Source organism: Streptomyces pacificus (genome assembly GCF_011766325.1).
In the GTDB taxonomy this organism is placed as follows: Bacteria; Actinomycetota; Actinomycetes; order Streptomycetales; family Streptomycetaceae; genus Streptomyces; species Streptomyces pacificus.
Genome location: NZ_BLLG01000024.1, coordinates 14,323 through 39,014, shown reverse-complemented (window position 1 = coordinate 39,014; position 24,692 = coordinate 14,323). Strand labels below are relative to the sequence as shown.

At 71.7% G+C, this 24,692-nt stretch carries 22 protein-coding genes; 10 read left to right on the top strand and 12 right to left on the bottom strand.

Annotation, left to right across the window (positions count from 1 at the left end; all coding sequences use genetic code 11):
- Positions 1 to 7 precede the first annotated feature (7 nt).
- Positions 8 to 676, bottom strand: a complete 669-nt coding sequence (locus SCWH03_RS26085) for an ABC transporter permease (protein ID WP_173266997.1) — start codon at positions 674 to 676, stop codon at positions 8 to 10.
- Positions 676 to 1,374 (bottom strand): ABC transporter permease, encoded by a 699-nt coding sequence (locus SCWH03_RS26080; protein WP_173266995.1) that lies wholly within the window; start codon positions 1,372 to 1,374, stop codon positions 676 to 678. The genes SCWH03_RS26085 and SCWH03_RS26080 overlap by 1 nt, the downstream gene beginning before the upstream one ends.
- A 347-nt stretch (positions 1,375 to 1,721) precedes the next feature.
- On the opposite strand from SCWH03_RS26080, the gene SCWH03_RS26075 reads away from it, so the two are divergent.
- From SCWH03_RS26075 to SCWH03_RS26050, 6 genes are all read left to right on the top strand, one after another.
- Positions 1,722 to 2,867: an ABC transporter ATP-binding protein gene (locus SCWH03_RS26075; protein WP_173266993.1), complete on the top strand. Its 1,146-nt coding sequence runs from the start codon at positions 1,722 to 1,724 to the stop codon at positions 2,865 to 2,867.
- A 502-nt stretch (positions 2,868 to 3,369) separates the two neighbouring features.
- The gene (gene folP / locus SCWH03_RS26070; protein WP_443098668.1) at positions 3,370 to 4,230 is read left to right on the top strand and encodes a dihydropteroate synthase; all 861 of its coding nucleotides are present in this window, start codon (positions 3,370 to 3,372) and stop codon (positions 4,228 to 4,230) included.
- Entirely contained in the window at positions 4,227 to 4,688 is a 462-nt protein-coding gene (locus SCWH03_RS26065) for a nuclear transport factor 2 family protein (protein ID WP_173266991.1), read from the top strand. The genes folP and SCWH03_RS26065 overlap by 4 nt, the downstream gene beginning before the upstream one ends.
- 193 nt (positions 4,689 to 4,881) lie before the next feature.
- Positions 4,882 to 5,241 carry a dihydroneopterin aldolase gene (gene folB / locus SCWH03_RS26060; protein WP_173266989.1) on the top strand — a complete coding sequence of 120 codons (360 nt, stop codon included), beginning with the start codon at positions 4,882 to 4,884 and terminating at the stop codon, positions 5,239 to 5,241.
- Positions 5,238 to 5,825, top strand: a complete 588-nt coding sequence (gene folK / locus SCWH03_RS26055) for a 2-amino-4-hydroxy-6-hydroxymethyldihydropteridine diphosphokinase (protein ID WP_173266987.1) — start codon at positions 5,238 to 5,240, stop codon at positions 5,823 to 5,825. Before folB ends, folK begins: the two co-directional genes overlap by 4 nt.
- A gap of 54 nt (positions 5,826 to 5,879) precedes the next feature.
- The gene (locus tag SCWH03_RS26050) at positions 5,880 to 6,365 is read left to right on the top strand and encodes a DUF3180 domain-containing protein (protein WP_173267067.1); all 486 of its coding nucleotides are present in this window, start codon (positions 5,880 to 5,882) and stop codon (positions 6,363 to 6,365) included.
- A 386-nt stretch (positions 6,366 to 6,751) separates the two neighbouring features.
- On the opposite strand, the gene folE is transcribed toward SCWH03_RS26050, so the two are convergent.
- The 6 genes from folE to dacB all read right to left on the bottom strand — a co-directional run bounded on the left by folE (position 6,752) and on the right by dacB (position 14,768).
- Entirely contained in the window at positions 6,752 to 7,357 is a 606-nt protein-coding gene (gene folE / locus SCWH03_RS26045; RefSeq protein ID WP_173266985.1) for a GTP cyclohydrolase I FolE, read from the bottom strand.
- Between the two features lie 117 nt (positions 7,358 to 7,474).
- Entirely contained in the window at positions 7,475 to 9,499 is a 2,025-nt protein-coding gene (gene ftsH / locus SCWH03_RS26040) for an ATP-dependent zinc metalloprotease FtsH (RefSeq protein ID WP_173266983.1), read from the bottom strand.
- A gap of 198 nt (positions 9,500 to 9,697) precedes the next feature.
- A complete protein-coding gene (hpt, locus tag SCWH03_RS26035; protein ID WP_109297800.1) occupies positions 9,698 to 10,237 on the bottom strand; it encodes a hypoxanthine phosphoribosyltransferase in 540 nt (179 codons plus the stop codon).
- A gap of 63 nt (positions 10,238 to 10,300) precedes the next feature.
- Entirely contained in the window at positions 10,301 to 11,353 is a 1,053-nt protein-coding gene (tilS, locus tag SCWH03_RS26030; RefSeq protein WP_173266981.1) for a tRNA lysidine(34) synthetase TilS, read from the bottom strand.
- A gap of 326 nt (positions 11,354 to 11,679) precedes the next feature.
- A complete protein-coding gene (locus SCWH03_RS26025) occupies positions 11,680 to 12,807 on the bottom strand; it encodes an Rv3626c family coenzyme F420 biosynthesis-associated protein (RefSeq protein WP_173266979.1) in 1,128 nt (375 codons plus the stop codon).
- Positions 12,808 to 13,358: 551 nt separating this feature from the next.
- Complete coding sequence (dacB, locus tag SCWH03_RS26020; protein WP_254077030.1) at positions 13,359 to 14,768, bottom strand: D-alanyl-D-alanine carboxypeptidase/D-alanyl-D-alanine endopeptidase; 1,410 nt, start codon at positions 14,766 to 14,768, stop codon at positions 13,359 to 13,361.
- 120 nt (positions 14,769 to 14,888) lie between these two features.
- On the opposite strand from dacB, the gene SCWH03_RS26015 reads away from it, so the two are divergent.
- The gene (locus tag SCWH03_RS26015; RefSeq protein WP_173266977.1) at positions 14,889 to 15,383 is read left to right on the top strand and encodes an inorganic diphosphatase; all 495 of its coding nucleotides are present in this window, start codon (positions 14,889 to 14,891) and stop codon (positions 15,381 to 15,383) included.
- 109 nt (positions 15,384 to 15,492) lie between these two features.
- Positions 15,493 to 17,142 (top strand): threonine/serine exporter family protein, encoded by a 1,650-nt coding sequence (locus SCWH03_RS26010; protein ID WP_173266976.1) that lies wholly within the window; start codon positions 15,493 to 15,495, stop codon positions 17,140 to 17,142.
- Positions 17,143 to 17,347: 205 nt separating this feature from the next.
- On the opposite strand, the gene SCWH03_RS26005 is transcribed toward SCWH03_RS26010, so the two are convergent.
- Complete coding sequence (locus SCWH03_RS26005; protein ID WP_173267063.1) at positions 17,348 to 18,046, bottom strand: DedA family protein; 699 nt, start codon at positions 18,044 to 18,046, stop codon at positions 17,348 to 17,350.
- A 220-nt stretch (positions 18,047 to 18,266) separates the two neighbouring features.
- Between SCWH03_RS26005 and SCWH03_RS26000 the strand changes: the two genes are divergently transcribed.
- Together SCWH03_RS26000 and gad are read left to right on the top strand one after the other, a co-directional pair.
- On the top strand, positions 18,267 to 19,547 hold the full coding sequence (locus SCWH03_RS26000; RefSeq protein WP_371872780.1) for an ion channel protein: 1,281 nt from the start codon (positions 18,267 to 18,269) through the stop codon (positions 19,545 to 19,547).
- Positions 19,548 to 19,561: 14 nt separating this feature from the next.
- Positions 19,562 to 20,995: a glutamate decarboxylase gene (gene gad, locus SCWH03_RS25995; protein ID WP_173266974.1), complete on the top strand. Its 1,434-nt coding sequence runs from the start codon at positions 19,562 to 19,564 to the stop codon at positions 20,993 to 20,995.
- A 160-nt stretch (positions 20,996 to 21,155) separates the two neighbouring features.
- On the opposite strand, the gene SCWH03_RS25990 is transcribed toward gad, so the two are convergent.
- From SCWH03_RS25990 to SCWH03_RS25980, 3 genes are all read right to left on the bottom strand, one after another.
- A complete protein-coding gene (locus tag SCWH03_RS25990; RefSeq protein WP_173266973.1) occupies positions 21,156 to 21,377 on the bottom strand; it encodes a hypothetical protein in 222 nt (73 codons plus the stop codon).
- Positions 21,378 to 21,954: 577 nt separating this feature from the next.
- Positions 21,955 to 23,415, bottom strand: coding sequence for an aldehyde dehydrogenase family protein (locus SCWH03_RS25985; RefSeq protein WP_173266972.1), 1,461 nt, complete (start codon positions 23,413 to 23,415; stop codon positions 21,955 to 21,957).
- Positions 23,416 to 23,493: 78 nt separating this feature from the next.
- Entirely contained in the window at positions 23,494 to 24,405 is a 912-nt protein-coding gene (locus tag SCWH03_RS25980) for a Sco1979 family transcriptional regulator (protein ID WP_254077029.1), read from the bottom strand.
- Positions 24,406 to 24,692 lie beyond the last annotated feature (287 nt).

Genomic DNA, 24,692 nt, shown 5'->3' with positions numbered 1-24,692 from the left:
TAGGTCGTCACACGGCCCTCCGGAGCGGACTGACCATGCGGTCCACCGCGACCAGCGCGGCCTCCACCAGGAGGGCGAGCCCGGCCACGAGCAGGGCGCCCGCGACCACTTGCGGTGTGTCGTACGTGTTGAACCCCGCCGTGATGATGCGGCCGAGGCCGCCCTGCCCGACCATCGCCGCGATCGTCGCGGTGGCGACCACTTGCACCGCGGCGGACCGCAGCCCGGTCATCGCCATCGGATAGGCGAGGGGCAGTTCGACCCGGACGAACAACTGGCCGCCCGACATCCCCATACCCCGCGCCGCCTCGACCACCGACCGGTCCACCTCCCGCATGCCCACATAGGCGTTGGTGAGCAGGGGCGGCACGGCGAACAGGACGAGAGCGATGATCGTCGGGACGTATCCCGCACCGCGCAGCGGCGTGACCATGAACAGCGCGAGCACCGCGAACACGGGAACAGCCCGCCCCACGTTCGAGATGTTCACTGCCAGGGCACCGCCGCGTCCGGTGTGGCCCAGCCAGAAAGCGACGGGCAGGGCTACGGCACAGGCCAGGGCCAGGGCGACCCCGCTGACGTACAGATGCTCGCCCAGCCGGTGCCAGGCACCGCCCTCCCCGGACCAGTTGGCGCCGTCGGTGAGCCACGCCCAGGTTTTGGCCGGCACGTCCATCAGCGGGCCTCCCGGTTTCCGGCCTGACGTGTGCGTATTCGGGTCCAGGGCGTGAGCAGCCGCTGCACACCGAGCAGCAGCAGGTCCGCGGCGACCGCGAGGAGCACGCAGAGCACGGAGGCGGTCAGTACCTGCGCCTTGAAGAAGCTGGGCAGCGCGTCCTCGATGAGGTTGCCGAGGCCGCCGCGGCCGACGATCGATCCGACGGTGGTGAGCGCGACCGTGGAGACGGTGGCGATCCGCAGCCCGGCCATCACGGCGGGGAGGGCGAGCGGGAGCTCGACCTCCCACAGCATCCGGGCCGGTCCGTATCCCATGCCGCGGGCGGCCTCGCGGGTCTCTGCGGGGACCGCCTCGAGCCCGGCCACCGTGTTCCGCACCAGGATGGTCAGCGAGTAGAGCACCAGGCCGGTGACCACCAGGGCGGCGGAGAGGCCGAAGAGGGGCAGCAGCAGCGAGAACATGGCGAGCGACGGGATCGTGTAGAGCACCGTCGTCAGCCCCAGGACCGGTGCGGCGAACCGGGGGCGGCCGCGGGCGAGCAGCGCCAGCGGAAAGGCCACGGCCAGCCCGATCGCGACCGAGGCGGCCGTGATCTGGACGTGCTGCGCCGTGGCATCGACCAGTTCCTGGCTGCGGGAGCGGAGGTACTCGCCGCAGATCCAGTCGTTGGTGACCAGGCAGTCCGGGCCTGCCATCTCCCCACCCCCGTCCTCGTGTCCGGCCTGTCCGACGGCTCGCCGAACACGGAACGACCCTAACCCCCGCCACCGACAGTCACCGAGGGGCCGACGGACAGCCGCCCGGGTGCAGCGGCGGGGACAGGGGCGGGGGGTGGGTGGGGTGGGGGACGACGGCAGGGGACGACGGCCGGGGAACCAGCGCGGTGGGCCGAACCACGCGCCAGGCACCCGGCGACCGCCGCGCAACCGGCATCCCCCGGCAACCGGCATTGCCCGGGAACCGGCGACCGCCGCCGAAGCGTGTGATGTCCCGGCGATACCGCCCACCGCGGACCCGGCGTCACCCGCCACAATGGGGAACCATGATCCGATTCGAGCGCGTGACCAAGCGGTACCCGGACGGCACGACCGCTGTGGACGACCTGTCCTTCGAGGTCGCCGCGGGTGAACTGGTCACCCTCGTGGGACCGTCCGGCTGCGGCAAGACGACCACGATGAAGATGGTCAACCGCCTCGTCGAGCCGACGGAGGGGCGGATATTCCTGGATGGGGACGACATATCCACCATCGACCCTGTACAGCTGCGGCGCCGGATCGGCTATGTCATCCAGCAGGTGGGCCTCTTCCCCCACAAGACGGTCCTGGAGAACACGGCGACCGTCCCCCGCCTCCTCGGCTGGAAGCGCTCCCGGGGCCGTGAGCGGGCCGCCGAACTGCTCGATCTCGTCGGCCTCGACCCCGGCGTGTACGGCGGCCGCTACCCCGAGCAGCTCTCCGGTGGCCAGCGCCAGCGGGTGGGCGTGGCCCGGGCTCTGGCAGCCGATCCTCCCGTCCTGCTGATGGACGAGCCGTTCGGCGCCGTCGACCCCGTCGTCCGGGAGCGGCTGCAGAGCGAGTTCCTCAGACTGCAGGCCTCGGTCCGCAAAACGGTGCTCTTCGTCACGCATGATCTCGAGGAGGCCGTCCGGCTCGGCGACCGCATCGCCGTCTACGGGCATGGCAGGATCGAGCAGTTCGGCGCACCCGCGGCCGTGCTGGGAGCACCGGCCGGCCCCTATGTGGCGGACTTCGTCGGCGCGGACCGGGGCCTCAAGCGGCTGTCCGTCACCCCCGTCGAGGAAGGGGATCTCGAGCAGCCGCCCGTCGTCCGCCTGGACGACCCGCTGCCCCGTGATCTGGACGCGCCCTGGGCCGTGGTCCTGGACTCCGGTGGCGGCCTGCACGGCTGGATCTCCGCCGAGCACGCGGGCCGCACCGGCACCGTGCGCGAGCACGCCCGGCGCATGGACGCCTGGATGCCGGTCGGCGCCTCGCTGAAGCAGGCGTTCGCGACGATGCTGCAGCACGACGCGGGGTGGGTCGCGGTCGTGGACCGGGAGGAGAAGGGGCGCTTCCTCGGGGTCCTGACCCCGGATCGCCTGCACGAGGCCCTGCGCCGCTCCGTCGACGCGGACTCGCGGGACGTCCCCCGCACCCTGGTGGACATCGACCGGGTCCCCTCCCGATGAACTCGCGCGTCCTCGCGCTCGGTGAGACCCATGAGGCGGTCGCGCTCCTTGCGTGAGAATCTCCCGGAATCCGGTGAGCCCACCCCTGCAAAGCAAGCGCCGTCCCGGAAGGGCTCCCCCGGCGGCAGGGCCCGCCGTCGCCTACCGCGTCGTCCCGGGCGCCATGCTCGCCGGCGGCGACCCGATCGGCGGCGCCGGGGGGTGGCCCTCGGCCGGACCGGCCACCCCTCGGACGGCGGCAGTGCGATCGCCGCCGCGGGCCGGGGACGGCGAGCCGGGCCCTGCGGCGGCCTGGAGTCGGTGCTCGACTTCGCGCCCTGGGGCGCGGACGGCATAGGCCGCGCAAGCAACCCGCGCGACGGGAGGAGCGGCCGGACGGCCGCTGTGCCCGCCGCCCGGCGGCGGACCGCGCAGACACCCGTCCGGGCAACCGCCGACCTGCGGGTACGGCAGCGGAGCAGGCAGCACGGGAACGGGATGCCACCGGGCCTACGCTGGTCGTATGAGTACCTTGCGCGGACGAGGCACGCCCACGGGCCTGCCGGAGTGGGACCGCTGTGCGGTCATGGGAGTCGTCAATGTGACCCCCGACTCCTTCTCCGACGGAGGCCGCTGGTTCGACACCACGGCCGCCGTCAAACACGGCCTCGGCCTTGTCGCCGAGGGCGCGGACCTGGTGGACGTCGGCGGCGAGTCCACCCGGCCCGGCGCCTCCCGGGTCGACGAGGAGGAGGAGCTGCGCCGCGTCCTCCCGGTCGTGCGGGGCCTGGTGGGCGAGGGCGTCGCGGTGTCCGTCGACACCATGCGCGCCTCCGTCGCCGCGCAGGCGGTCGCCGCGGGCGCCGTTCTCGTCAACGACGTCTCGGGAGGGCTCGCCGACCCGCAGATGGTGCCGGCCGTGGCTGCCGCGGAGGTCCCGTTCGTCGTCATGCACTGGCGCGGCTTCAGCGAGGACATGCACGGCAGGGCGGTGTACGGGGACGTCGTCACCGAGGTCCTCGCCGAACTGCGGGAGCGGATGGACGCCGTCGTCACGGGCGGTGTCGCCGCCGAACGGATCATCGTCGACCCGGGCCTCGGCTTCGCCAAGCAGGCCGGGCACGACCTCTCCCTGGTCGCCCACCTCCCCGAACTCCGCGCGCTGGGTCGTCCGGTCCTCGTCGCCGCGTCCCGCAAACGGTTCCTCGGCCGTGTCCTGGCCGGTGGGGCGGCGACACCGCCACCCGCCCGCGAACGAGACGCGGCCACCGCCGCGGTCTCCGCGATCGCCGCCCACGGGGGTGCCTGGGCGGTCCGGGTGCACGAGGTGCGGGCCACGGCGGACGCCGTCCGGGTCGCGCGGGCTGTCGAGGGAGCCCGGTGACCTCGCGTACCGACGTCGAGAACGTGGAGGCGGCCAACACCGCCTTCTACGAGGCCATGGAGCGGGGCGACTTCGAGGAGGTCTCCGAGCTCTGGCTGAACGGCGGGGACGCCGACGACATCTCCTGTGTGCACCCGGGCTGGCCGGTGCTCTCGGGGCGCGGCGAGGTACTCCGCTCGTACGCCCTGATCATGGCGAACACCGAGTACATCCAGTTCTTCCTCACCGACGTGCGCGTCAGCGTCTGCGGTGACACCGCCGTCGCCACGTGCACCGAGAACATCCTCAGCGGCGGCCCCGCGGAGGAGGCCGGCGAGCTCGGTCCCCTCGTGGGGCAGCTGGTCGTGGCCACCAATGTGTTCCGCCGCACACCCGGCGGGTGGAGAATCTGGTCACACCACGGTTCCCCCGTGCTGGCGGAATCGGACGGTGAAGAGGACGGCGATTCCACCCCGTGAGTGGGTACACCGGCTTGTGGGAGGTTGGTTTGCGCGGCTGCGGGCAGGGGCGGCCGGCGGCGCCGGCGCTTTCCGTCCGCGGCCCCCGCGGGCAGGGTGTGTCCGAGCCCGCAGGTAGATTCGCATCCGTGCACCGCTGCCGCCAGCCACGCGGCCGCGTACTCGCCGGACTACGACAGCAGGAGTGATTCGCGTGGATCGTGTCGCGCTGCGCGGCCTGAGGGCCCGCGGGCACCACGGCGTCTTCCCCCGGGAGCGCGAGGAGGGCCAGATCTTCGTCGTGGACGTGGTGCTCGGCCTCGACACCCGTCCCGCGGCGGCCGACGACGACCTGGCGAAGACCGTTCACTACGGAGTGGTGGCGGAGGAGGTCGCCGATGTCGTCCAGGGGGAGCCGGTGGACCTGATCGAGACGCTGGCCGAGCGCATCGCCCGGCGGTGCCTCGGGCACGCCGGCGTCCAGGAGGTCGAGGTCGTCGTGCACAAGCCGGACGCCCCGATCACCGTCCCGTTCGACGATGTCACCATCACCATCACCCGGAGCCGTGCATGAGCGACCCCACCGTGCAGCCCGTGCCCACCGCCGTCGTCGAGCAGGTCGACGCGGCCGACGTCACCCTGTCCAACCCCAAACGCGCCGTGATCGCGCTCGGATCCAACCTGGGCAACCGGCTGGAGACGCTCCAGGGCGCCGTGGACCTGCTGGAGGACACTCCCGGCGTGCGGGTCAGGGCGGTCTCGCCGGTGTACGAGACGGAACCCTGGGGCGTCGAGCCGGGCACCCAGCCGTCGTACTTCAACGCCGTGGTGCTCGTCAGGACGACCCTGCCGCCCGCCTCCCTGCTGGAGCGCGGCCAGGCGATCGAGGAGGCGTTCGACCGGGTGCGCGAGGAGCGCTGGGGTCCGCGCACGATCGACGTCGACATCGTGGCGTACGCGGACGTGGTCTCGGACGATCCGCTCCTCACCCTTCCGCATCCCCGGGCGCACGAGCGCGCCTTCGTCCTCGCCCCGTGGCACGACGTGGAGCCCGAGGCCCGGCTGCCCGGCCGTGGCGGCATCGCGGAGCTGCTGGACCGCATGGGGCCGACGGGTGTCGATCCGCGCGAGGACCTGGAACTCCGCCTCCCCGAGTAGTCGTTACGCTCTTCAGGGTCTCCGGCACCGACACGAAGGACACAGGGGCGCGTGGTGAAGCAACTACGGCTTGGGGTACTGGCCGGGCTGTTCGCGGCGGCCGGGGTGCTGTCCTGGGGCGGCGCCCGGCTGTGGGACTCGGTGGGCACACTGCCGAGCGTTCCGCTGGCCGCGCCCGTCGTCCTGGCGGCGATCGCCGCGATCCTCCTGGCGACCGCGCTGTCGCTGCGCGCCCGGCTGCGGGCCCAGCGGGAGCGCCGCCAGGGGGCCAAGGGAGTCGAGCCGCTGATGGCCGCCCGCGCTGTCGTCTTCGGCCAGGCGAGCGCCCTCGTGGCAGCGCTCGTCAGCGGTGTGTACGGCGGTGTCGGCGTCTTCCTGCTCGGCTCACTCGATGTCCCCGCCCGCCGCGACCAGGCGATCTATGCCGGATTCGCGGTGCTGGCGGGCATCGCGGTGATCGCTGCGGGTCTGTTCGTGGAGCGGGTCTGCACACTCCCGGACGACGAGGACGACGGCACGGGCCAGGTTCCGGCGCACTGAGGACGGCACGGGCCGGCCTGGGGACGACGCACCGAGGCCGACCGCGGTGAGGCCGACCGCGGTGAGGCGGCGTGGTGAGGCTCTGTCCCTGCCGTAGGGCGGCGGGAGCGCCCCATCCCGCGCGGCCCGGGGTACTCCGCGGTTCGACGCGGCACGGGCAGGCCGGCAGCAGGCCTCCGCGCCCGGTTCGAGCGGAGCGCGAGCACCCCGCCCATGGGCGTCGCGCGCCGGACGGCACTCCGGCACTCCGCACGACCGGACCGGCCTCCGGGTGGCGGTGGGCCGCCCCCGTGGCTTTTCCGCCCGTTCCGCGGCGCGGTTCCCGTCCCGGCACATCGTCCGCCGGATCACGGATCACCGGTGCGGCAGAGGGACCGGAGAGAGGGTCAGCGCGCCATGATGAGGCTCATCGCCTCGTTGCGCGTGGCGACATCGCGGAGCTGGCCGCGCACGGCCGAGGTGATCGTCTTCGCGCCCGGCTTGCGGATGCCGCGCATCGACATGCACATGTGCTCGCACTCGATGACCACGATGACCCCGCGCGGCTCCAGGATCTCCATCAGGGAGTCCGCGATCTGCGTGGTCAGACGCTCCTGCACCTGCGGACGGCGGGCGAACACGTCGACGAGGCGGGCGAGCTTGGACAGGCCGGTGATCTTGCCCGTGGTCGACGGGATGTAGCCGACGTGGGCGACACCCCGGAAAGGCACCAGGTGATGCTCGCAGCAACTCACCAGCTCGATGTCCTTCACCAGGACCATCTCGTCGTGGCCGAGATCGAACGTCGTGGTGAGCACGTCCTCGGGCCGCTGCCAGAGCCCCGCGAATATCTCCCTGTAGGCCCGTGCCACCCGCGCGGGGGTCTCCCTCAGCCCCTCGCGGTCCGGGTCCTCCCCGACGGCGACGAGGAGCTCGCGTACGGCGTTCTCGGCGCGCTTCTCGTCGAACTCGCCGATCGAACCCTCGCCGTCCAGCGTCACCGGGTCGGTCATCTGTGCCTCGTTCCTGTGCTCTGCCGCGGCGCGAGAACGCCGCACCTCCCAGGCTAGAACCCGGGTGGTGCGGCGTTCATTCCGGTACGGCGGCTTTCACCGCCGCGTCATGCCTGGTCAGACGTCCGGACGTTCGTCCTGGACGGCCTCCTTGGGGGCCTTGGTGACATCGGTCACCGTCGGGGCGGAGGCCCCGTTGGCGCCGTTGGTGAGCGCGAGTTCCTTCGGCGACAGCACCGGCGGGCGGGTGGACGGCGTACGGCGGGAGGAGCCGGTCCACGCCGGGCGGGCCGGGCGCTTCACGATCGGGGCGAAGATCTCCGCGATCTCCTCCTTGCCGAGGGTCTCCTTCTCCAGCAGTGCGAGGACGAGGTTGTCGAGGACGTCGCGGTTCTCCACCAGGATCTCCCACGCCTCGTTGTGCGCGGCCTCGATGAGCTTCTTGACCTCCTCGTCGACCAGTGCGGCGACCTCCTCGGAGTAGTCGCGCTGGTGCGCCATCTCGCGGCCCAGGAACGGTTCCGAGTTGTCGCCGCCGAACTTGATCGCCCCGAGGCGCTCGGTCATGCCGTACTGCGTGACCATCGCGCGGGCGGTGGCCGTGGCCTTCTCGATGTCGTTCGCCGCGCCCGTGGTCGGGTCGTGGAACACGAGCTCCTCGGCCGCTCGACCACCCAGCATGTACGCCAGCTGGTCCAGCATCTCGTTGCGCGTGGTCGAGTACTTGTCCTCGTCCGGAAGGACCATCGTGTAGCCGAGAGCCCGGCCGCGGGACAGGATGGTGATCTTGTGGACCGGGTCCGAGTTGGGGGAGGCCGCGGCCACCAGGGCATGTCCGCCCTCGTGGTACGCGGTGATCTTCTTCTCCTTGTCGGACATGATCCGGGTCCGCTTCTGCGGGCCCGCGACCACACGGTCGATGGCCTCGTCGAGGAAGTGGTTGTCGATCAGCTTCTTGTCGCTGCGGGCCGTCAGCAGGGCGGCCTCGTTGAGCACGTTCGACAGATCGGCTCCGGTGAAGCCGGGGGTGCGACGGGCGACGGCGGAGAGGTCGACGTCCGGGGCGACCGGCTTGCCCTTCTGGTGGACCTTGAGGATCTCCAGACGGCCCTGCATGTCCGGCCGGTCGACGGCGATCTGCCGGTCGAAGCGGCCCGGGCGGAGCAGCGCCGGGTCGAGGATGTCGGGGCGGTTCGTCGCGGCGATCAGGATGACGCCGCCCTTGACGTCGAAGCCGTCCATCTCGACGAGCAGCTGGTTCAAGGTCTGCTCCCGCTCGTCGTGACCGCCGCCGAGCCCCGCGCCGCGGTGGCGGCCCACCGCGTCGATCTCGTCGACGAAGACGATCGCCGGGGCGTTCGCCTTGGCCTGCTCGAAGAGGTCGCGGACCCGGGAGGCGCCGACGCCGACGAACATCTCGACGAAGTCGGATCCGGAGATCGAGTAGAACGGCACGCCCGCCTCGCCCGCGACGGCACGGGCCAGCAGCGTCTTGCCCGTACCGGGCGGGCCGTACAGCAGCACGCCCTTGGGGATCTTGGCGCCGACGGCCTGGAACTTCGCCGGCTCCTGCAGGAACTCCTTGATCTCGTGGAGTTCCTCGACGGCCTCCTCCGACCCGGCCACGTCGGAGAAGGTGGTCTTCGGCGTGTCCTTGGTGATGAGCTTGGCCTTGGACTTCCCGAAGTTCATGACCCGGGAGCCGCCGCCCTGCATCTGGTTCATCAGGAACAGGAAGACGACCACGATGAGCACGAAGGGGAGCAGCGAGAGGAGGACCGACAGGAACGGGCTCTGCCGCTCGGGCGTGACCGTGTAGCCCTTCTCGATCTCACCCGCGTCGTACTTCTGCTGCAGGGTCGTGGCCAGCTCGACGCCCTGGTCGCCGATATAGCTCGCCTGGACCTTGTCGCTGCCGTCGACCTTCTGGCCGTCCTTCAGCTCGATCTTGATGATCTGCTCGTCACCGGTGGTCAGCCGGGCCTGATCGACCTGGTTGTTGGTGATCGCCTGGACGACCTTGGCGGTGTCCACCGTCTTGTAGCCGCCCGACGAGCCGACGACCTGCATCAGCACGACCACGGCGAGGACGGCCAGCACGATCCACATGACCGGCCCACGGAAGTATCGCTTCACGTCCATCCATACGGAGCGGTGTCGCCCCGTCCCTCCTGCCCGTAGGTAAATGCTGCTCTGAGACTGCTGCTCTGAAGACTGCTGCTGTGAGTCTGACTGAAAGACTGTTCTTCGGACGGTACCCCAGCATTGTCACTCGGGACCGCCTTCCCCTGCTCCAACGGCGGGACAGCGGTCGGGGTTCCCCGGGCCGCGCCGCGCGCCTCAGCCCCCGTACACGTGGGGCGCGAGGGTACCCACGAACGGGAGGTTGCGGTACTTCTCCGCGTAGTCGAGGCCGTAGCCCACGACGAACTCGTTCGGGATGTCGAACCCGATCCACCTCACGTCGATCGCCACCTTGGCGGCGTCCGGCTTCCGGAGCAGCGTGCAGACCTCGAGCGAGGCCGGCTCGCGGGAGCCGAGGTTCGACAGCAGCCAGGACAGGGTCAGACCGGAGTCGATGATGTCCTCGACGATCAGGACGTGCCTGCCCTTGATGTCGGTGTCCAGGTCCTTGAGGATGCGGACCACTCCGGAGGACTGGGTGCCCGCGCCGTACGAGGACACCGCCATCCAGTCCATGGTGACGGGCGTGGACAGGGCACGCGCCAGGTCCGCCATCACCATCACGGCGCCCTTGAGGACCCCGATGATGAGCAGGTCCTTGCCCGCGTACTCCGCATCGATCTTCGCGGCCAGCTCGGCCAGCTTCGCGTCGATCTCTTCCTTGGTGATGAGCACCGATTTGAGATCGGCTCCCATGTCCTTCTCGTTCACCCGCGTCGCTTTCTGTCTCGGCGTCCCGGCACCCGGCCCGCTAACGGCTCAGCTCTGCCGAATGACCAGTCTGCCACCCTGGCGGCGCGCCTCGACCCGGCCGGGCAGGTTGAGGGGCTTCTGCCCCCGCCAGCCGACGATGAGCCGCTCGACCTCCTCGACATGCCGGGCGAACAGCGAACCCGCAGGTGAACCGGCTGCCACCAGGGCCCTGCGGAGCACCCGGCGGCGAACGGCGGGAGGCAGTGCGTACAGCTTCGCGCATTCGAGCAGCCCCGCGTCGTCGCGGACGGCCTCGTCGGCCTGCGCGGCCCAGGCGTCCAGCGCGTCGGCGTCGTCGCGGGAGAGCCGGGCGGTGCGCGCCAGCGCCTCGACCACACCCTTGCCCAGCGCCTTCTCCAGCGCGGGCAGGCCCTCGTGGCGCAGCCGGGAGCGGGTGTAGGCGGGATCGGCGTTCATCGGGTCGTCCCAGACGGGCAGGTGCTGGACCAGGCACGCCTTGCGGGCCGTCTGCCGGTCGAGCCGGAGGAAAGGGCGCCGGTAGCGGCCGCCGGCGCCGGAGACGTCCGCCATGCCGGACAGCGAGCGGATGCCGGAGCCTCTGGCAAGGCCGAGGAGGACGGTCTCCGCCTGGTCGTCGCGGGTGTGGCCGAGGAGCACGGCGGCGGCTGCGTGCCGCTCGGCGGCCTCGTCGAGGGCGGCGTAGCGGGCGTCCCGGGCGGCGGCCTCGGGGCCGCCGGCGCGGCCGACGGTCACGGCGACGGATTCGACGGGGTCCAGTCCCATGACCGTGAGCCGGGCCGCCACCTCGGCGGCGCGGAGGTCGGATCCGGGCTGCAGGCCGTGGTCGACGGTGACGGCGCCGGCGCGGACGGCGAGCTTGGGGGCCTCGAAGGCGAGTGCGGAGGCGAGCGCCATGGAGTCGGCGCCACCGGAGCAGGCGACCAGCACGACGGGGCGGTCGTCCGAGCCCGGCGCGGCGGTGGAGCACCCCCCGGAGCGGGGTGCGGCGCTCGGGATCTTGTTCAGTTCGTTCAGTACGTCGTGCAGTACGCGGCGGACCGCCAGGCGTATCGCCGCGACCGCAGGATGCGGACCCATGTCCGTGCCCTTCGTGGAGTCGGGGTGGTCGGGGTGCCTCCGTACGGAGGAGGCGGAGGCGAGGAGGATTCGGTCACTCAGAGTGTCCCGATGGTGACAGAACCGCACCGTTCCCCGAGCATTGCACGCCTACCCACCGCCCACGGTCCCTCGGACGGGTGATTACGAGGGCGCCCGTCTGCCGTCGGCCGCACAGGGGCTCAGGATCCTCAGAAGGCCCAGCAGATTCAGCGGGTCCGGCGGGTCCAGCGGGTCCGGCGGGTCCAGCGGGTCCGGCGGGTCCAGCGGGTCCAGCGGGTCCGGCGGGTCCGGCGGTTCCGGCGGGTTCAGGAGTCCGCCCTCCGGTGCACCCTCGCGATCCAGTCCGCCGGTCTGGTGATCTCGGCCTTGGTGGGCAGGGTGTTGGGCGAGGTCCAGACCCGGTTGAAGCCATCCATGCCGACCTCCTCGGCGACGGCCCGCACGAACCGCTCGCCGTCCCGGTACTGGCGCAGTTTGGCGTCCAGGCCGAGGAGCTTGCGCAGCGCGAGGTCGAGGCGGGAGGCGCCCCGGGCGCGGCGCTGCTGGAACTTCTCGCGGATCTCCGCCACGGACGGCACGACCTGCGGCCCCACACCGTCCATCACATAGTCGGCGTGGCCCTCGAGCAGGGACATCACCGCGGTGAGCCGGCCGAGGATCTCGCGCTGCTCGGGACTCTGGACGATCTCGACCAGCGAGCGCCCCTCGTCCCGCTCGCCCTCGGGACGGCCGCCGGCGAGCGTCTGAGCTGCCTCGCGCAGTCGTTCGAGCACGGTCATGGGGTCCACGTCGGTCTCGGCGAGGAAGGCCTGGATCTCGCCCTTGAGGTGGTCGCGCAGCCAGGGCACGGCGGTGAACTGGGTGCGGTGGGTCTCCTCGTGCAGGCTCACCCACAACCGGAAGTCGTGCGGGGCCACGTCGAGTTCGCGTTCCACATGGACGATGTTCGGTGCGACCAGGAGCAGCCTGCCACCGCTGCCGGGCGCCCCGGGCAGCTCGCGCGTCGGCGGGGCGAACGTCTCGTACTGGCCGAGGACCCGGGAGGCGAGGAACGACAGCAGCATGCCCAGCTCGACTCCGGTCACCTTGCCGCCGACGGCGCCCAGCACGGCTCCGCCGGCGGTGCCGGCGCGGCGCTCCTCCATCTTGTCGATCAGGGGTTTCAGCAGTGCGCGGAAGCCCGCGACATTCGCCTTGACCCAGCCCGGTCTGTCGACGACGAGGACCGGGGTGTCCTCGGGTTCGTGTCCGTCGGGGATCATCCGGGTGAAGTCGCGGACGTGCTCCTCGGAGGCCTTGGCGTGCCGCCGCAGTTCGGCGACGACGGCACGGGCCTCTTCTCGGGTGACGTCCGGCCCCGGCCGGACGAGGCGGATCGCGGTCGCGACCGCGAGGTTCCAGTCGACCATCTCGGCACCACCGATGCGCGTCATGCGTCAACCGTACGTTGTCACCCCGGCGCACGGTGAGGCGTCGGCTGCCGGGCCCGCGGACGCGGGAGTCCCCAAGGTGCCACGCCTCGCCGACGGTCCATGCCGGCTCCCGTGCCCGCCCTGGCGTGGCGGGACGGGCGTGCGAGGGCGGGCCGCCGGTGGCGGGGTGACAGGCGCGCCTGCGGTAAGGGCGGTAGGCCGGGGCATGACCGGAGAGCCGCCACGAGGCGGCCGAGGGCGGGGCATGACACTGACGCCGGGCGACCGGGGCCACCGGGATCAGCGGGATCACCGGGATCAGCGGAGACGCCGACGGCACCGCGTATGCCAGGCCCGCTCGCGGGAACCACGGAAGAGATGACCGCGGAACCGGACGGCGGGCACGGGGCTGCGTACCGGCGGCTCGGACGCCGGGAACGCCGGAACGACTGCGTCCAGCCGGTGCACCGGACCAAAGGCACCGCCGGGACCGCCGGGACGAAGCGGTACCGCTGGGACGAAGCGGTACCGGAGCGAACGGATCTGCGGAGACCGCAGGGACCGCGGCGGGGTCAGGGCAGGAGAGCCGCCGCGAGGCGGTCCAGCGCAGGGCGCGCCGCTGACGCGGACGGCGTGTCGCCGGCGAGGAAGGCGAAGGCGAGCAGCCGGCCGTCGGCGGACGACACCGTTCCGGCGAGGGTGTCCACGCCGCTGAGCGTGCCGGTCTTGGCCCGCACCAGACCTCCGGAACCGGCGGCGGCACGACCGCTGAGCGTGCCCGTGAAGCCCGCGACGGGCAGGCCGGTGAGCACGGGGCGCAGCTCGGGGCGGGCGGGATCGGCGGCCCGGACCAGCAGTGTGGTGAGGAGTGCGGCCGAGACCCTGTCGGCGCGGTTCAGCCCGCTGCCGTCGGCGAAGCGCGCTCCGGTCAGGGGCAGCTTCAGCCTCGTGAGCCGGTCGGTCACCGCGGCCTCCGCCCCGGCGAAGCTCGCCGGACGGCGCGTGGCGAGCGCGGTCTGCCGGGCCAGCGCCTCGGCGAGGTCGTTGTCGCTGTTGGTCAGCATCCGCTCGACGAGTACCGGGACCGGCGCCGAGTACGTGGCGGCGAGGGCGGGCCCCTTCGCCGGGGCCTTGCCCGGGGCCGGCCCCGAGTCGGTGTTCACGCCGTGCTCGCTGAGCAGGCCGACGAAGGCGCGGGCGGCGTCACCCGCCGGGTCGGCACTGCGGGGTGCGGGGCCCTCCGTCGAGTCGTCGAGGCGCCCCGCGTTGACCATCAGGGCGGTGACGGGGGCGATGTTGTCGTTGCCGGCGCCGATGGGGTGGATCAGGGGGCCCCGGTAGAGCGAGGTGTCGTAGGTGAGCCGGATGGTGGTGACGCCCCGGTCGCGCAGGGCCTTCGCGGTCCGGTCGGCGAGGGTCCGCATCCGGGGCAGGTCGAGTGTGGGGTCACCGCCGCCGACCAGGGTGATCCCCCGGAAGTCCGGGGTGGCGACGACCCTGGTGGGGATGCGGTGCGCAGGGCTGGTGGCGGACAGCACCGCCGCGGCTGTGGCGATCTTGACCGTGGAGGCGGGAACCATGGCCGTGCCGGTGTCCCGGCCGTACAGCTGCCCCCCGGTGGCGGCGTCCACGACGGAGGCGGAGCGCATCGGGCCGAGGCCCGGATCGTCCAGCAGGGGGCCCAGGGCGTCGGCGAGCGCGGCGGGCGCGATCGCCGGCACCGTGGGGGCGCTCGCGGCATGGAGTACACCGGGGGCGCTCGGCGCCGGCGCGGGGCGGGGTGCCTCCGCCTCCTCGCGCCCCCTCCCCCCGGCCTGGTGATCTGCGCCACCTGTCCGGCCGTGGGCCGCCGCATGCTCGCGCTCGGCCCTACGCTGGCCGTCGTCCCAGGGGCCGGCCGCGGTCACCGCCGCTGCCGCGAAGGCGAGGCCGGCCACGGCCGCACCCGCAGTGAGCTGCCATGTTCCCCGGTCAGGCACCATCGGTCGGCCCCTTTCGCGATCACACACCTGCGTAGGGGACACTTAATCACTGCGGACAGCCGCGTCACCTACATATGTGTTGATCATGTTGTTCATGTTGATCATGGAGGAGTGCCACCCGTGGAGTTCGACGTCACCATCGAGATCCCGAAGGGGTCGCGGAACAAGTACGAGGTGGACCACGAGACCGGCCGGATCCGCCTGGACCGTCGCCTCTTCACCTCGACCAGCTACCCGGCCGACTACGGCTTCGTCGAGAACACCCTGGGCGAGGACGGCGACCCGCTCGACGCCCTGGTCATCCTGGACGAGCCGACCTTCCCCGGCTGCCTGATCAAGTGCCGCGCCATCGGCATGTTCCGGATGACCGACGAGGCCGGCGGCGACGACAAGCTGCTCTGCGTCCCGGCGTCCGACCCGCGTGTGGAGCACCTGAGGGACATCCACCACGTGTCGGAGTTCGACCGACTGGAGATCCAGCACTTCTTCGAGGTCTACAAGGACCTGGAGCCGGGCAAGAGCGTCGAGGGCGCCAACTGGGTCGGCCGGGCCGAGGCCGAGGCCGAGATCGAGGCCTCCTTCAAGCGCCTCGAAGCCCAGGGCGGCGGGCACTGACGCGTTCCCCCGTACGCGCGGTCGGGCGGTGCACCCCGTGAGGGGCGCACCGCCCGTCGCATACTGGGGCGCACGCGCAGTACGCAGCAGCAGGAGGAGTCGGTAGAGCGTGGTGGCGGAGCCCGAAGGTCCACCCGAGGACCGGAAGCCGCAGTCCGACGAGGCGCGCAGCGCCTTCGCCCCACCGGAGGGCGTCGACCAGCCGGGACCGCCGGAGGAGGACCATCCCTCCTCCGAGTTCTCCGTTCCCGAGGGGCTGTCCACGGAGGCACCGGCCGAGCCGGAGGGCTCGGCGTTCGCACCCCCGTCGACGTACCGCGCGAAGTCGTCCCCGCCCGCCTACACGCCCGCCCACGGCTTTCCCCTGGTCCAGCTGTCCAAGGACGTGCCCTGGCAGGACCGGATGCGCACGATGCTGCGGATCCCGGTGAGCGAGCGCCCCGTACCGGAGCCGGTGCAGCGGCACGACGACTCCGGTCCTGCCGTGCCCCGTGTGCTCGACCTGACGCTGCGCATCGGCGAGCTGCTGCTCGCGGGCGGCGAGGGCGCGGAGGACGTCGAGGCGGCGATGCTCGCCATCACCAACGCGTACGGTCTCGACAACGCCGAGCCGACGGTGACGTTCACCCTGCTGTCGATCACCTACCAGCCCTCGCTGGTCGACGACCCGGTGACGGCGAACCGGACCGTGCGCCGCCGGGCCACCGACTACACCCGGCTGACGGCGGTGTACCAGCTGGTCGCGGACATCAGCGGAGACGACCACGAGGTCAGGCTGGACGAGGCCTACCGGCGTCTGGCCGCGATCCGCCGGAACCGGCACCCCTATCCCGGCTGGGTACTCACTCTGGCGGCGGGCACGCTTGCGGGCGCGGCCTCCGTACTGGTGGGCGGTGGCCCGCTGGTGTTCCTGGCGGCGGCGGTCGGCGCGATGCTGGGCGACCGGCTGGCGTGGCTGTGCGCGGGCCGCGGGCTGCCGGAGTTCTACCAGTTCGTGGTGGCAGCGATGCCGCCGGCGGCGATCGGTGTGGCGCTCAGCGCGCTCCACCTCGATCTGCGCCTCTCGGCGGTCATCACCGGTGGCCTGTTCGCCCTGATCCCGGGACGGGCCCTGGTGGCGGCGGTGCAGGACGGGCTGACAGGCTTCTACATCACGGCGTCGGCCCGGCTCCTGGAGGTCGCCTACTTCTTCGTGGCGATCGTCGTCGGGGTGCTCACCGTCCTCTACGTGGGCGTGCAGTTCGAGGCGAAGCTCAGTCCGGAGGGGGCGCTGATCAGCGTCGAGCGGCCGGTGACGCAGATTCTGGCGGCGATGGTGCTGAGCCTCACCTTCGCGGTGCTGCTCCAGCAGGATCGTTCCACCGTGCTGGTCGCCGCCGCCAACGGCGGGGTGGCCTGGGTGATCTACGGAGCGGTCGCGCTGGCGGGCAACGGGTCGGCCGTGCTGGCGACCGCCGTGGCGGCCGGGCTGGTGGGTCTGTTCGGGCAGTTGCTCGCCCGTATCCAGCACACCTCCTCGCTGCCGTATGTGACCGCAGCGATCGGCCCCCTGCTGCCGGGTAGTGCCATGTACTTCGGTGTGCTGCACATCGCGCAGAACAACATCGACGCGGGGTTCGCCTCACTGGCGAGGGCCGCGGCGCTGGCACTGGCCATCGCGATCGGCGTGAACCTGGGAGGCGAGATCGCCCGGATGTTCCTGCGCAGCCCGGCGGCCGCGGGCAGGCGTCGCGCGGCCAAGCGGACACGCGGCTTCTGACGCGCTGCCCGGGGGCGCCGGGGAGAACCGGGGCATCGGGCCGCCCCGGTGGCACCCGGGGGCACCCCTCACGGCGAGAGGCCCGCCCCTCCCCGCAACGGCAAGGGGATCTCGTCCCTCCCGGCGGGCCTGCGCCCCGGACCACGCTCCCCAGCGCCTGCGCCCCGGACCTCGGCCGAGGTCCGGGGCGCAGGCGCTGGGGGTCTCAGCGCTTGGCGTGCCGGCCGCGCGGGGCCGCCTCCTCCGCGACCGCGTTGCCGGCGCCGCCCGCACGGGCCTCCTTCTTGCTCCTGGAGCGTGCCCGCATGAACTCGATGACGATCGGCAGGACCGAGATGAGCACGATGGCGATCAGAATCGCCTCGATGTTCTTGTGCACGAAGTCGACCTTGCCGAGCGCGGCGCCGAGCAGCGTCACTCCGGCGCCCCAGAGCACACCGCCGATGATGTTGAACGTGACGAACGAGCGGTAGTTCATCCGGCTCACACCGGCGATGATGGGCGTGAACGTCCGCACGATCGGCACGAAGCGGGCGAGAACCAGGGACTTGGGGCCGTACTTCTCGAAGAACTCGTGCGCCTTCTCCACGTTCTCCTGCTTGAAGAACCTGGAGTCCGGGCGCTTGAAGAGCGCGGGGCCGACCTTGCGGCCGAAGAGGTAGCCGACCTGGTCGCCGATGATCGCGGCGAGCACGATGAGCGTGCACACGAGCCACAGCGGCTGCTTGATGACATCCGTGGTCACCAGGAGGCCCGTGGTGAACAGCAGGGAGTCTCCGGGCAGAAAGAATCCGATCAGCAGACCGGACTCGGCGAACACGATGACGAGTACGCCGATCAGTCCGAAGGTGGTGATCAGAAAGTCCGGGTCCAGCCAGCTCGGTCCGAGCGCAAGGGGGTTCACGAGGTCCGGGCTCCAGTGGTGTGAGTCGTCGGGCGTGGCGCCCAAACTATCAACGCATTCTTTGGGAGCGGGTTCCAGTGCCCCACTCCCCCGGGAATCGGGGATCTCGGCGAGACGCGGGACCCCACCGCGATGTGCCGGTCGTCACGGCGAACGCAGCGGGCAGCGCACCGGACCACGCAGCCCGCTACGCACCTTATGAGCGTTTCCTCCCGTTATCGTGAGGCCCGTGACGACGACCGACCACGCCCCGGCGGTGCCCCCTCACCGGAGGCTGCTCCCGCTGATCGTCCCGGCGATCGCCGTCGGCGTCGCCTCGAGTCTCCTGCTCCTCGCCCTCACCGAGGTCTCCGAGCAGCTCGAGGGCGTCCTGTGGGAAGTCCTCCCCGACGCCGTCGGCATCGGCCGCTTCTCGGCGCTGTGGACGATCGTCGTACTCACCGCGACCGGCCTCGCGGTCGGGCTGGTGGTGTGGAGGGTGCCGGGACACGCCGGCCCCGACCCGGCCACCACCGGGCTCGTCGACCGCCCGATGCCCGCCTCGGTGGTGCCCAGCCTGCTGCTCGCGGCCGTACTCGGACTCGCGGGCGGGGTCAGCCTGGGCCCGGAGAACCCGATCACGGCGGCGAACATCGCGCTCGCCGCCTGGCTGGGCGGCAAGGCCATGCGCGGGTCGCGCGCGGAGCTGTGGGCCTCGCTGGCCGCGGCCGGCACGGTCGGCGCGCTCTTCGGCACCCCCGTGGCGGCGGCGCTGATCCTCACCGAGTCCCTCGCCTCCCGGCCGGCGCCCGGCGCTCTGTGGGACAAGCTGTTCGCCCCGCTGATCGCGGGCGGTGCCGGCTCGCTGACGACCGTGCTGATCGCCCATCCCACCTTCGACCTCGCCCTCCCGCCGCTGAACGGCTCGCGCTGGGTCGACGTCCCGGCGGCGCTCGCGGTCTCCTCGCTGGGCGCGCTGCTGGGGATGGCGGCCGTGTACGTGTTCCCCTACACACACGCCGCCTTCCGGAAGATCGGGCACCCGGTGGCCGCGGTCACCGCGGGCGGGCTGGTGCTGGGGCTCCTCGGGGCGCTGGGCGGGCACCTCACCCTCTTCAAGGGTTTGGAGCAGGTGAAGGTACTCGCCACGGACCCGTCCGGCTGGTCCTCGGGACAGTTCGCGCTGATGACCGTGGTCAAGCTCGCCGCCCTGACCATCGCGGCGACGTGCGGCTTCCGCGGCGGGCGGATCTTCCCCAGCATCTTCGTGGGCGTCGCCCTGGGGCTGGGGGTGAGCGCCCTCGTACCCGAGGTGCATACCACGGTCGGGGTGGCGTGCGCGGTCCTCGGTGTGCTGCTGGCGATCACCCGGCAGGGCTGGCTCAGCCTCTTCACCGCGTCCGTACTGGCCGCCGACCCGCATGCGCTGCCCCTGCTGTGCCTCGGCCTGGCCCCGGCGTGGCTGCTGGTGACCGGGCGGCCCCAGATGCAACTCCACGACGACGGCACCCCACTGCGCTGAAAGGCGAATCTGACATGGCACTCCACAAGGTCGGTATGCGTCCCGAGGCGAGCGAGGAACGGCGCAGGCTGTCCCTCAACCCGTTCTACGGGGAGGCCGACCCCCTGGGATCGATGGTCCTGGCGCCACCGCAGCACCGGCTGCCCGACGGGCCGATGGCGCCCTCCGCGGCCTACCAGTTCGTGCACGACGAGCTGATGCTGGACGGCAACTCACGGCTCAACCTGGCCACGTTCGTGACGACGTGGATGGAACCGGAAGCCGGGCGGCTGATGTCCGAGTGCCGCGACAAGAACATGATCGACAAGGACGAGTACCCGCGGACCGCGGAACTGGAGCGGCGGTGCGTGGCGATGCTCGCCGACCTCTGGCACGCCCCGGACCCGGAGTCCACGGTGGGCTGCTCGACCACCGGTTCGAGCGAGGCGTGCATGCTCTCCGGGATGGCGCTGAAGCGGCGGTGGGCGCACCGCAACCGGGACCGGTACCCCGGTGCGGGCGCCCGGCCCAACCTGGTCATGGGCGTCAACGTGCAGGTCTGCTGGGACAAGTTCTGCAACTTCTGGGAGGTGGAGCCCCGGCTGGTCCCGATGGAGGGCGACCGCTACCACCTCGACCCGCAGGCGGCGGCCGGCCTCTGCGACGAGAACACCATCGGCGTCGTCGCGGTCCTCGGATCCACCTTCGACGGGTCGTACGAGCCGGTCCAGGAGGTCTGCTCCGCCCTGGACGCCCTCCAGGAGCGCACCGGCCTGGACATCCCGGTACATGTGGATGGTGCCTCCGGCGCGATGGTCGCCCCCTTCCTGGACGAGGACCTGGCCTGGGACTTCAGGCTGCCGAGGGTGGCCTCGATCAACACCTCGGGGCACAAGTACGGACTGGTGTACCCGGGGGTCGGCTGGGCGCTCTGGCGCTCGCCGGACGACCTGCCCGACGAACTGGTCTTCCGGGTGAACTACCTGGGTGGCGACATGCCGACGTTCGCGCTCAACTTCTCCCGTCCCGGCGCCCAGGTGGTGGCGCAGTACTACACCTTCATCCGGCTCGGCAGGGACGGCTACCGGGCGGTCCAGCAGACGACCCGGGACGTGGCCCGGAACCTGGCCGGGGAGATCGAGGCCCTGGGCGACTTCCGGCTGCTCACCCGGGGGGACGAGTTGCCGGTGTTCGCCGTGGCGACGAACCCGGAGGCCGGGAACGCCGGGAACTTCGACGTGTTCGACGTCTCTCGGCGGCTTCGGGAGAGCGGCTGGCTGGTGCCGGCCTACACCTTCCCGCCCCACCGGGAGGACCTCTCGGTGCTGCGCTTCGTCTGCCGCAACGGCTTCTCGGCGGACCTCGCAGAGCTGCTGCTGGAGGACCTGCGGCGGGCCATGCCGGGGCTGCGGGCCCAGAGCGCGCCGCAGAGCAGGGACAAGGCGGCGGCCACCGGATTCCACCACTGAGACGCATCGGGGGCACCGCCCGAGGTCCCGGGGGCACCGTGAACGCCGCGGGGCCCGTGAACGCCGGAGGGCCTGTGAACGCCGGAGGGCCCGTGAACGCCGGAGGCGCCGCCGCGGCTGCCCCGGGGGGCGGCGCAGCCGACGCCCCCCGGCCGGCCTTTCAGGGCTTCCACCGGTACTTGCCACCGCCGACCCAGCGCACCAGCGCGGGGTCGTCCAGATCCACGCCGTGCCGGCCCGACGCGTGGGCCAGGCTGATCACATCGATCATGTCGTGCGCGATCCCGACCGTCCGGCCCTCGATCTCCACCACCCGGAACGGCGGATCACCCGGCTGGACGGGCAGGACGACGATCGGGGCCACTCCTGGTGCGTCACTCATGCTTCAAGCGTGTGGCACGGGCCCGCCATCCGCACGAGGGGCGTCACCGCGGACCCGCGCCGCCACCGCCCGAAGCGCCAGCCTCCACGCGGTGCGCCGCCTCCATGCGGGTCATGCCCCCGCCCGGGGCGCCACCGCCTGTGGCCAGGGGTCTTTGCCGTCACCGAGGGGGTCATGCCCCCGCCCGGTGCGCCGCCTCCGCGCGGGCTTGCCTCAACGGCTGCGCCGCTGCCGATCCGCCCGTGTCGCCCGCACCGACGCCCGCCGGTCCGTCGCGGAGCCTGCCCACGGCGCCCGGACCGCCGCTCCCGCGGCGCCGCCGTCCGCCGGCCCGCCTGCCGTCCCGGGCTCCGCCCGCCTTCCGGCAGGCCAGGCCGGACGCGCACCGGCAGCCGGGGCCCCAGCGATCCCGGAAGCACCCGGCGGCGTCCGGCAGCACCCGGGTGAAACGCAGGTGAAACGCGGACGGTCCGCGCGCCGGACTCCCTCGGCCCGGCGGGGCAGCGGCAGGGGCTCGTCAGGGGTGTCCGGGGCAGGTCGCAGGAGGGGCCCCGTTTGCGAGGAGGCTGTTCTCGGCTCAGAACGGGAAGACCGAACGGTCCCGCTGCACCGAGATCCACTTCTGGGTGGTGAAGACCTCGACCATCGCCTCGCCGTTCAGCCGTCCGACACCGGAGGACTTCTCGCCGCCGAACGGGACGATCGGCTCGTCGTGCACGGTGGAGTCGTTGATGTGGATCATCCCGGTGTGGATCCGCTGGGCCAGTGCCACGCCGCGCTCGATGTCACCGGTGTGCACGGCGCCGCTGAGGCCGTACGGCGTGTCGTTGGCGATCCGGACCGCCTCCTCGTCGCCGTCGAACGGGATGAGCAGCGCCACCGGCCCGAAGATCTCCTGCGACAGCACCGGCGAGTCGGCCGGGAGACCGGTCAGCACGGACGGGGCGACCACGTTGCCCTCCGTGCGGCCGCGCAGCAGAGCCGTGGCGCCCGCCTCGAGTGACTGCTCGACCAGGCTGGACACGGCCTCGGCCTGGGAGGAGTTGATCAGCGGGCCGATGTGCGTGCCGGGGTCGGCCGGGTCGCCCACCTTCAGGGTGCGCACCTTGGCGACGAACTTCTCGGTGAACTCCTGCTCCACCCTGCGGTCCACGAGGATGCGGTTGGCGGCCATGCACACCTGGCCCTGGTGCACGTACCGGCTGAAGACCGCGGCGTCCACCGCGTAGTCGAGGTCGGCGTCCTCCAGCACGATGAAGGCGCTGTTGCCGCCCAGTTCGAGGACGGCGTGCTTGAAGTTGGCCGCGCAGACGGTGGCCACGTGCCGGCCGACCCGGTCGGAGCCGGTGAAGGAGATGACCTTCGGCACCGGGTGCTCTATCAGCGCGTCACCGATCTCCGCGATGTCGGTGATCACCACGTTCAGCAGCCCGGCGGGCAGACCCGCGTCCTCGAAGACCCTGGCCACCAGGGAGCCGCCGCAGATCGGCGTGTTCTGGTGCGGCTTGAGGACGACCGCGTTCCCGAGCGCCAACGCCGGCGCGACCGACTTGACGGACAGCAGGAAGGGGAAGTTGAACGGGCTGATGACACCCACCACACCGACCGGGAGCCGGTAGACCCGGTTCTCCTTGCCGTCCACCGGCGAGGGCAGGATGCGCCCCTCGGGACGCAGCGCCAGCTGGACCGCCTCGCGCAGGAACTCCTTGGCGAGGTGCAGTTCGAAGGCCGCCTTCAGCCGCGTGCCGCCCAGTTCGGCGACGATGGCCTCGGCGATCTCGTCCTCGCGGTCCTCGACGATCCTCAGGGCCCGCTCGAAGACCGACCGCCGCGCGTACGGGTTGGTGGCGGCCCACTCCTGCTGTGCACGCTCCGCCGCGCGGTAGGCCTGGTCCACCTCATGGGCCGTGGCGACGGTGATCGAGGCGAGCTTCTCCTCGTTGTACGGGTTGAAGTCGATGATGTCCCAGGAACCGCTGCCCGGGCGCCATTCGCCATCGATGTACTGGAGTGCCAGGTCGCTGAAGAAGGAGGACATGGGTTCCCTTACCGGCCGCTGGAGCAGGGGCGTGTGCAGTCACCTGCATGACTGATGTCGCGTCATTCTACTTACCAGTCAGGTCAGTTGGAGCAATCCCCGGAGAAGGTCCCGGCTCTCGTCCGGATCGGGGCTGTCCTCCCGCAGACGCTCCATGGCCCGCTCGTACTGCGCCACCTCCTCGGGCTTGTCCAGGTACAGCGCGCTGGTCAGCTGCTCCAGGTAGACGAGGTCGGAGAGATCCGACTCCGGGAAGCGCAGCATGGTGAACGACCCGGACTCGCCCGCGTGGCCACCGAAACTGAACGGCATAATCTGGACGGTGATGTTCGGATGTTCGGAGACCTCGATGAGATGCCGCAGCTGGCCCTGCATCACCGACCGGTCGCCGTAGGGACGGCGCAGCGCCGCCTCGTCCAGGACGGCGTGGAAGCGGGGCGCCCGCTCGGAGACGAGGACCTTCTGCCGCTCCAGACGCAGCGCGACCCGGCGGTCGATCTCGGCGGGCGGCGCACCGGGCATGCCGCGCTCGACGACCGCGTGGGCGTACGCCTCCGTCTGCAGCAGGCCGTGGACGAACTGGACCTCGTAGATGCGGATGAGCGAGGCGGCGCCCTCCAGGCCGATGTACGTCTGGAACCAGCCGGGCAGCACATCGCCGAAGCTGTGCCACCAGCCGGCCACATTGGCCTCCTTGGCGAGACCGAGCAGCGACGCGCGCTCCGCGGCGTCCGTCACGCCGTAGAGCGTGAGGAGGTCCTCGATGTCCCTGGCCTTGAAGCTGACCCGACCCAACTCCATCCGGCTGATCTTGGATTCGGACGCACGGATCGAATATCCCGCCGCCTCACGGGTGATACCGCGCGACTCCCGAAGGCGCCTCAGCTGCGAGCCCAGCAGTATGCGGCGTACCACCGACCCCCCGCCGGGGCCATCGGCCCGGGGGTAGCCCCACGACTCCACTGCGGTCACGTCTCCCACCCTCCCCATCGCCAACTCTTGCCGGAGCACCCCCGAGCCCCGAACCCGGATTCTGCCACCAAAACGCTTCGCCCCGTACTCGTTCGATTACGGAAACAAGAAGCCCTCCGGGCAAGGGCGCGGGAAGGCGCGCGGAAGATTTGCTGAGGAACCGGCACGGTTGGGGACAGGGCAGGCGCGTGCACGTGCATTTGCCCTTGCATCTGCTGTGGGCATTCGGAACCATGGAGCGCGCGCACCTGCGCACTCGTACGTGCTCGTTCGTGTTGTAGCGCCACAGCTGCGATTCCCGGGAG

Excerpts from the sequence above, each read along its gene's own strand:
- SCWH03_RS26085 (WP_173266997.1), bottom strand. The coding sequence starts at position 676 with ATGGACGTGCCGGCCAAAACCTGGGCGTGGCTCACCGACGGCGCCAAC.
- SCWH03_RS26080 (WP_173266995.1), bottom strand. The coding sequence starts at position 1,374 with ATGGCAGGCCCGGACTGCCTGGTCACCAACGACTGGATCTGCGGCGAG.
- SCWH03_RS26075 (WP_173266993.1), top strand. The coding sequence starts at position 1,722 with ATGATCCGATTCGAGCGCGTGACCAAGCGGTACCCGGACGGCACGACC.
- folP (WP_443098668.1), top strand. The coding sequence starts at position 3,370 with ATGAGTACCTTGCGCGGACGAGGCACGCCCACGGGCCTGCCGGAGTGG.
- folK (WP_173266987.1), top strand. The coding sequence starts at position 5,238 with ATGAGCGACCCCACCGTGCAGCCCGTGCCCACCGCCGTCGTCGAGCAG.
- folE (WP_173266985.1), bottom strand. The coding sequence starts at position 7,357 with ATGACCGACCCGGTGACGCTGGACGGCGAGGGTTCGATCGGCGAGTTC.
- ftsH (WP_173266983.1), bottom strand. The coding sequence starts at position 9,499 with ATGGACGTGAAGCGATACTTCCGTGGGCCGGTCATGTGGATCGTGCTG.
- hpt (WP_109297800.1), bottom strand. The coding sequence starts at position 10,237 with ATGGGAGCCGATCTCAAATCGGTGCTCATCACCAAGGAAGAGATCGAC.
- tilS (WP_173266981.1), bottom strand. The coding sequence starts at position 11,353 with ATGGGTCCGCATCCTGCGGTCGCGGCGATACGCCTGGCGGTCCGCCGC.
- SCWH03_RS26025 (WP_173266979.1), bottom strand. The coding sequence starts at position 12,807 with ATGACGCGCATCGGTGGTGCCGAGATGGTCGACTGGAACCTCGCGGTC.
- dacB (WP_254077030.1), bottom strand. The coding sequence starts at position 14,768 with ATGGTGCCTGACCGGGGAACATGGCAGCTCACTGCGGGTGCGGCCGTG.
- gad (WP_173266974.1), top strand. The coding sequence starts at position 19,562 with ATGGCACTCCACAAGGTCGGTATGCGTCCCGAGGCGAGCGAGGAACGG.
- SCWH03_RS25990 (WP_173266973.1), bottom strand. The coding sequence starts at position 21,377 with ATGAGTGACGCACCAGGAGTGGCCCCGATCGTCGTCCTGCCCGTCCAG.
- SCWH03_RS25985 (WP_173266972.1), bottom strand. The coding sequence starts at position 23,415 with ATGTCCTCCTTCTTCAGCGACCTGGCACTCCAGTACATCGATGGCGAA.
- SCWH03_RS25980 (WP_254077029.1), bottom strand. The coding sequence starts at position 24,405 with ATGGGGAGGGTGGGAGACGTGACCGCAGTGGAGTCGTGGGGCTACCCC.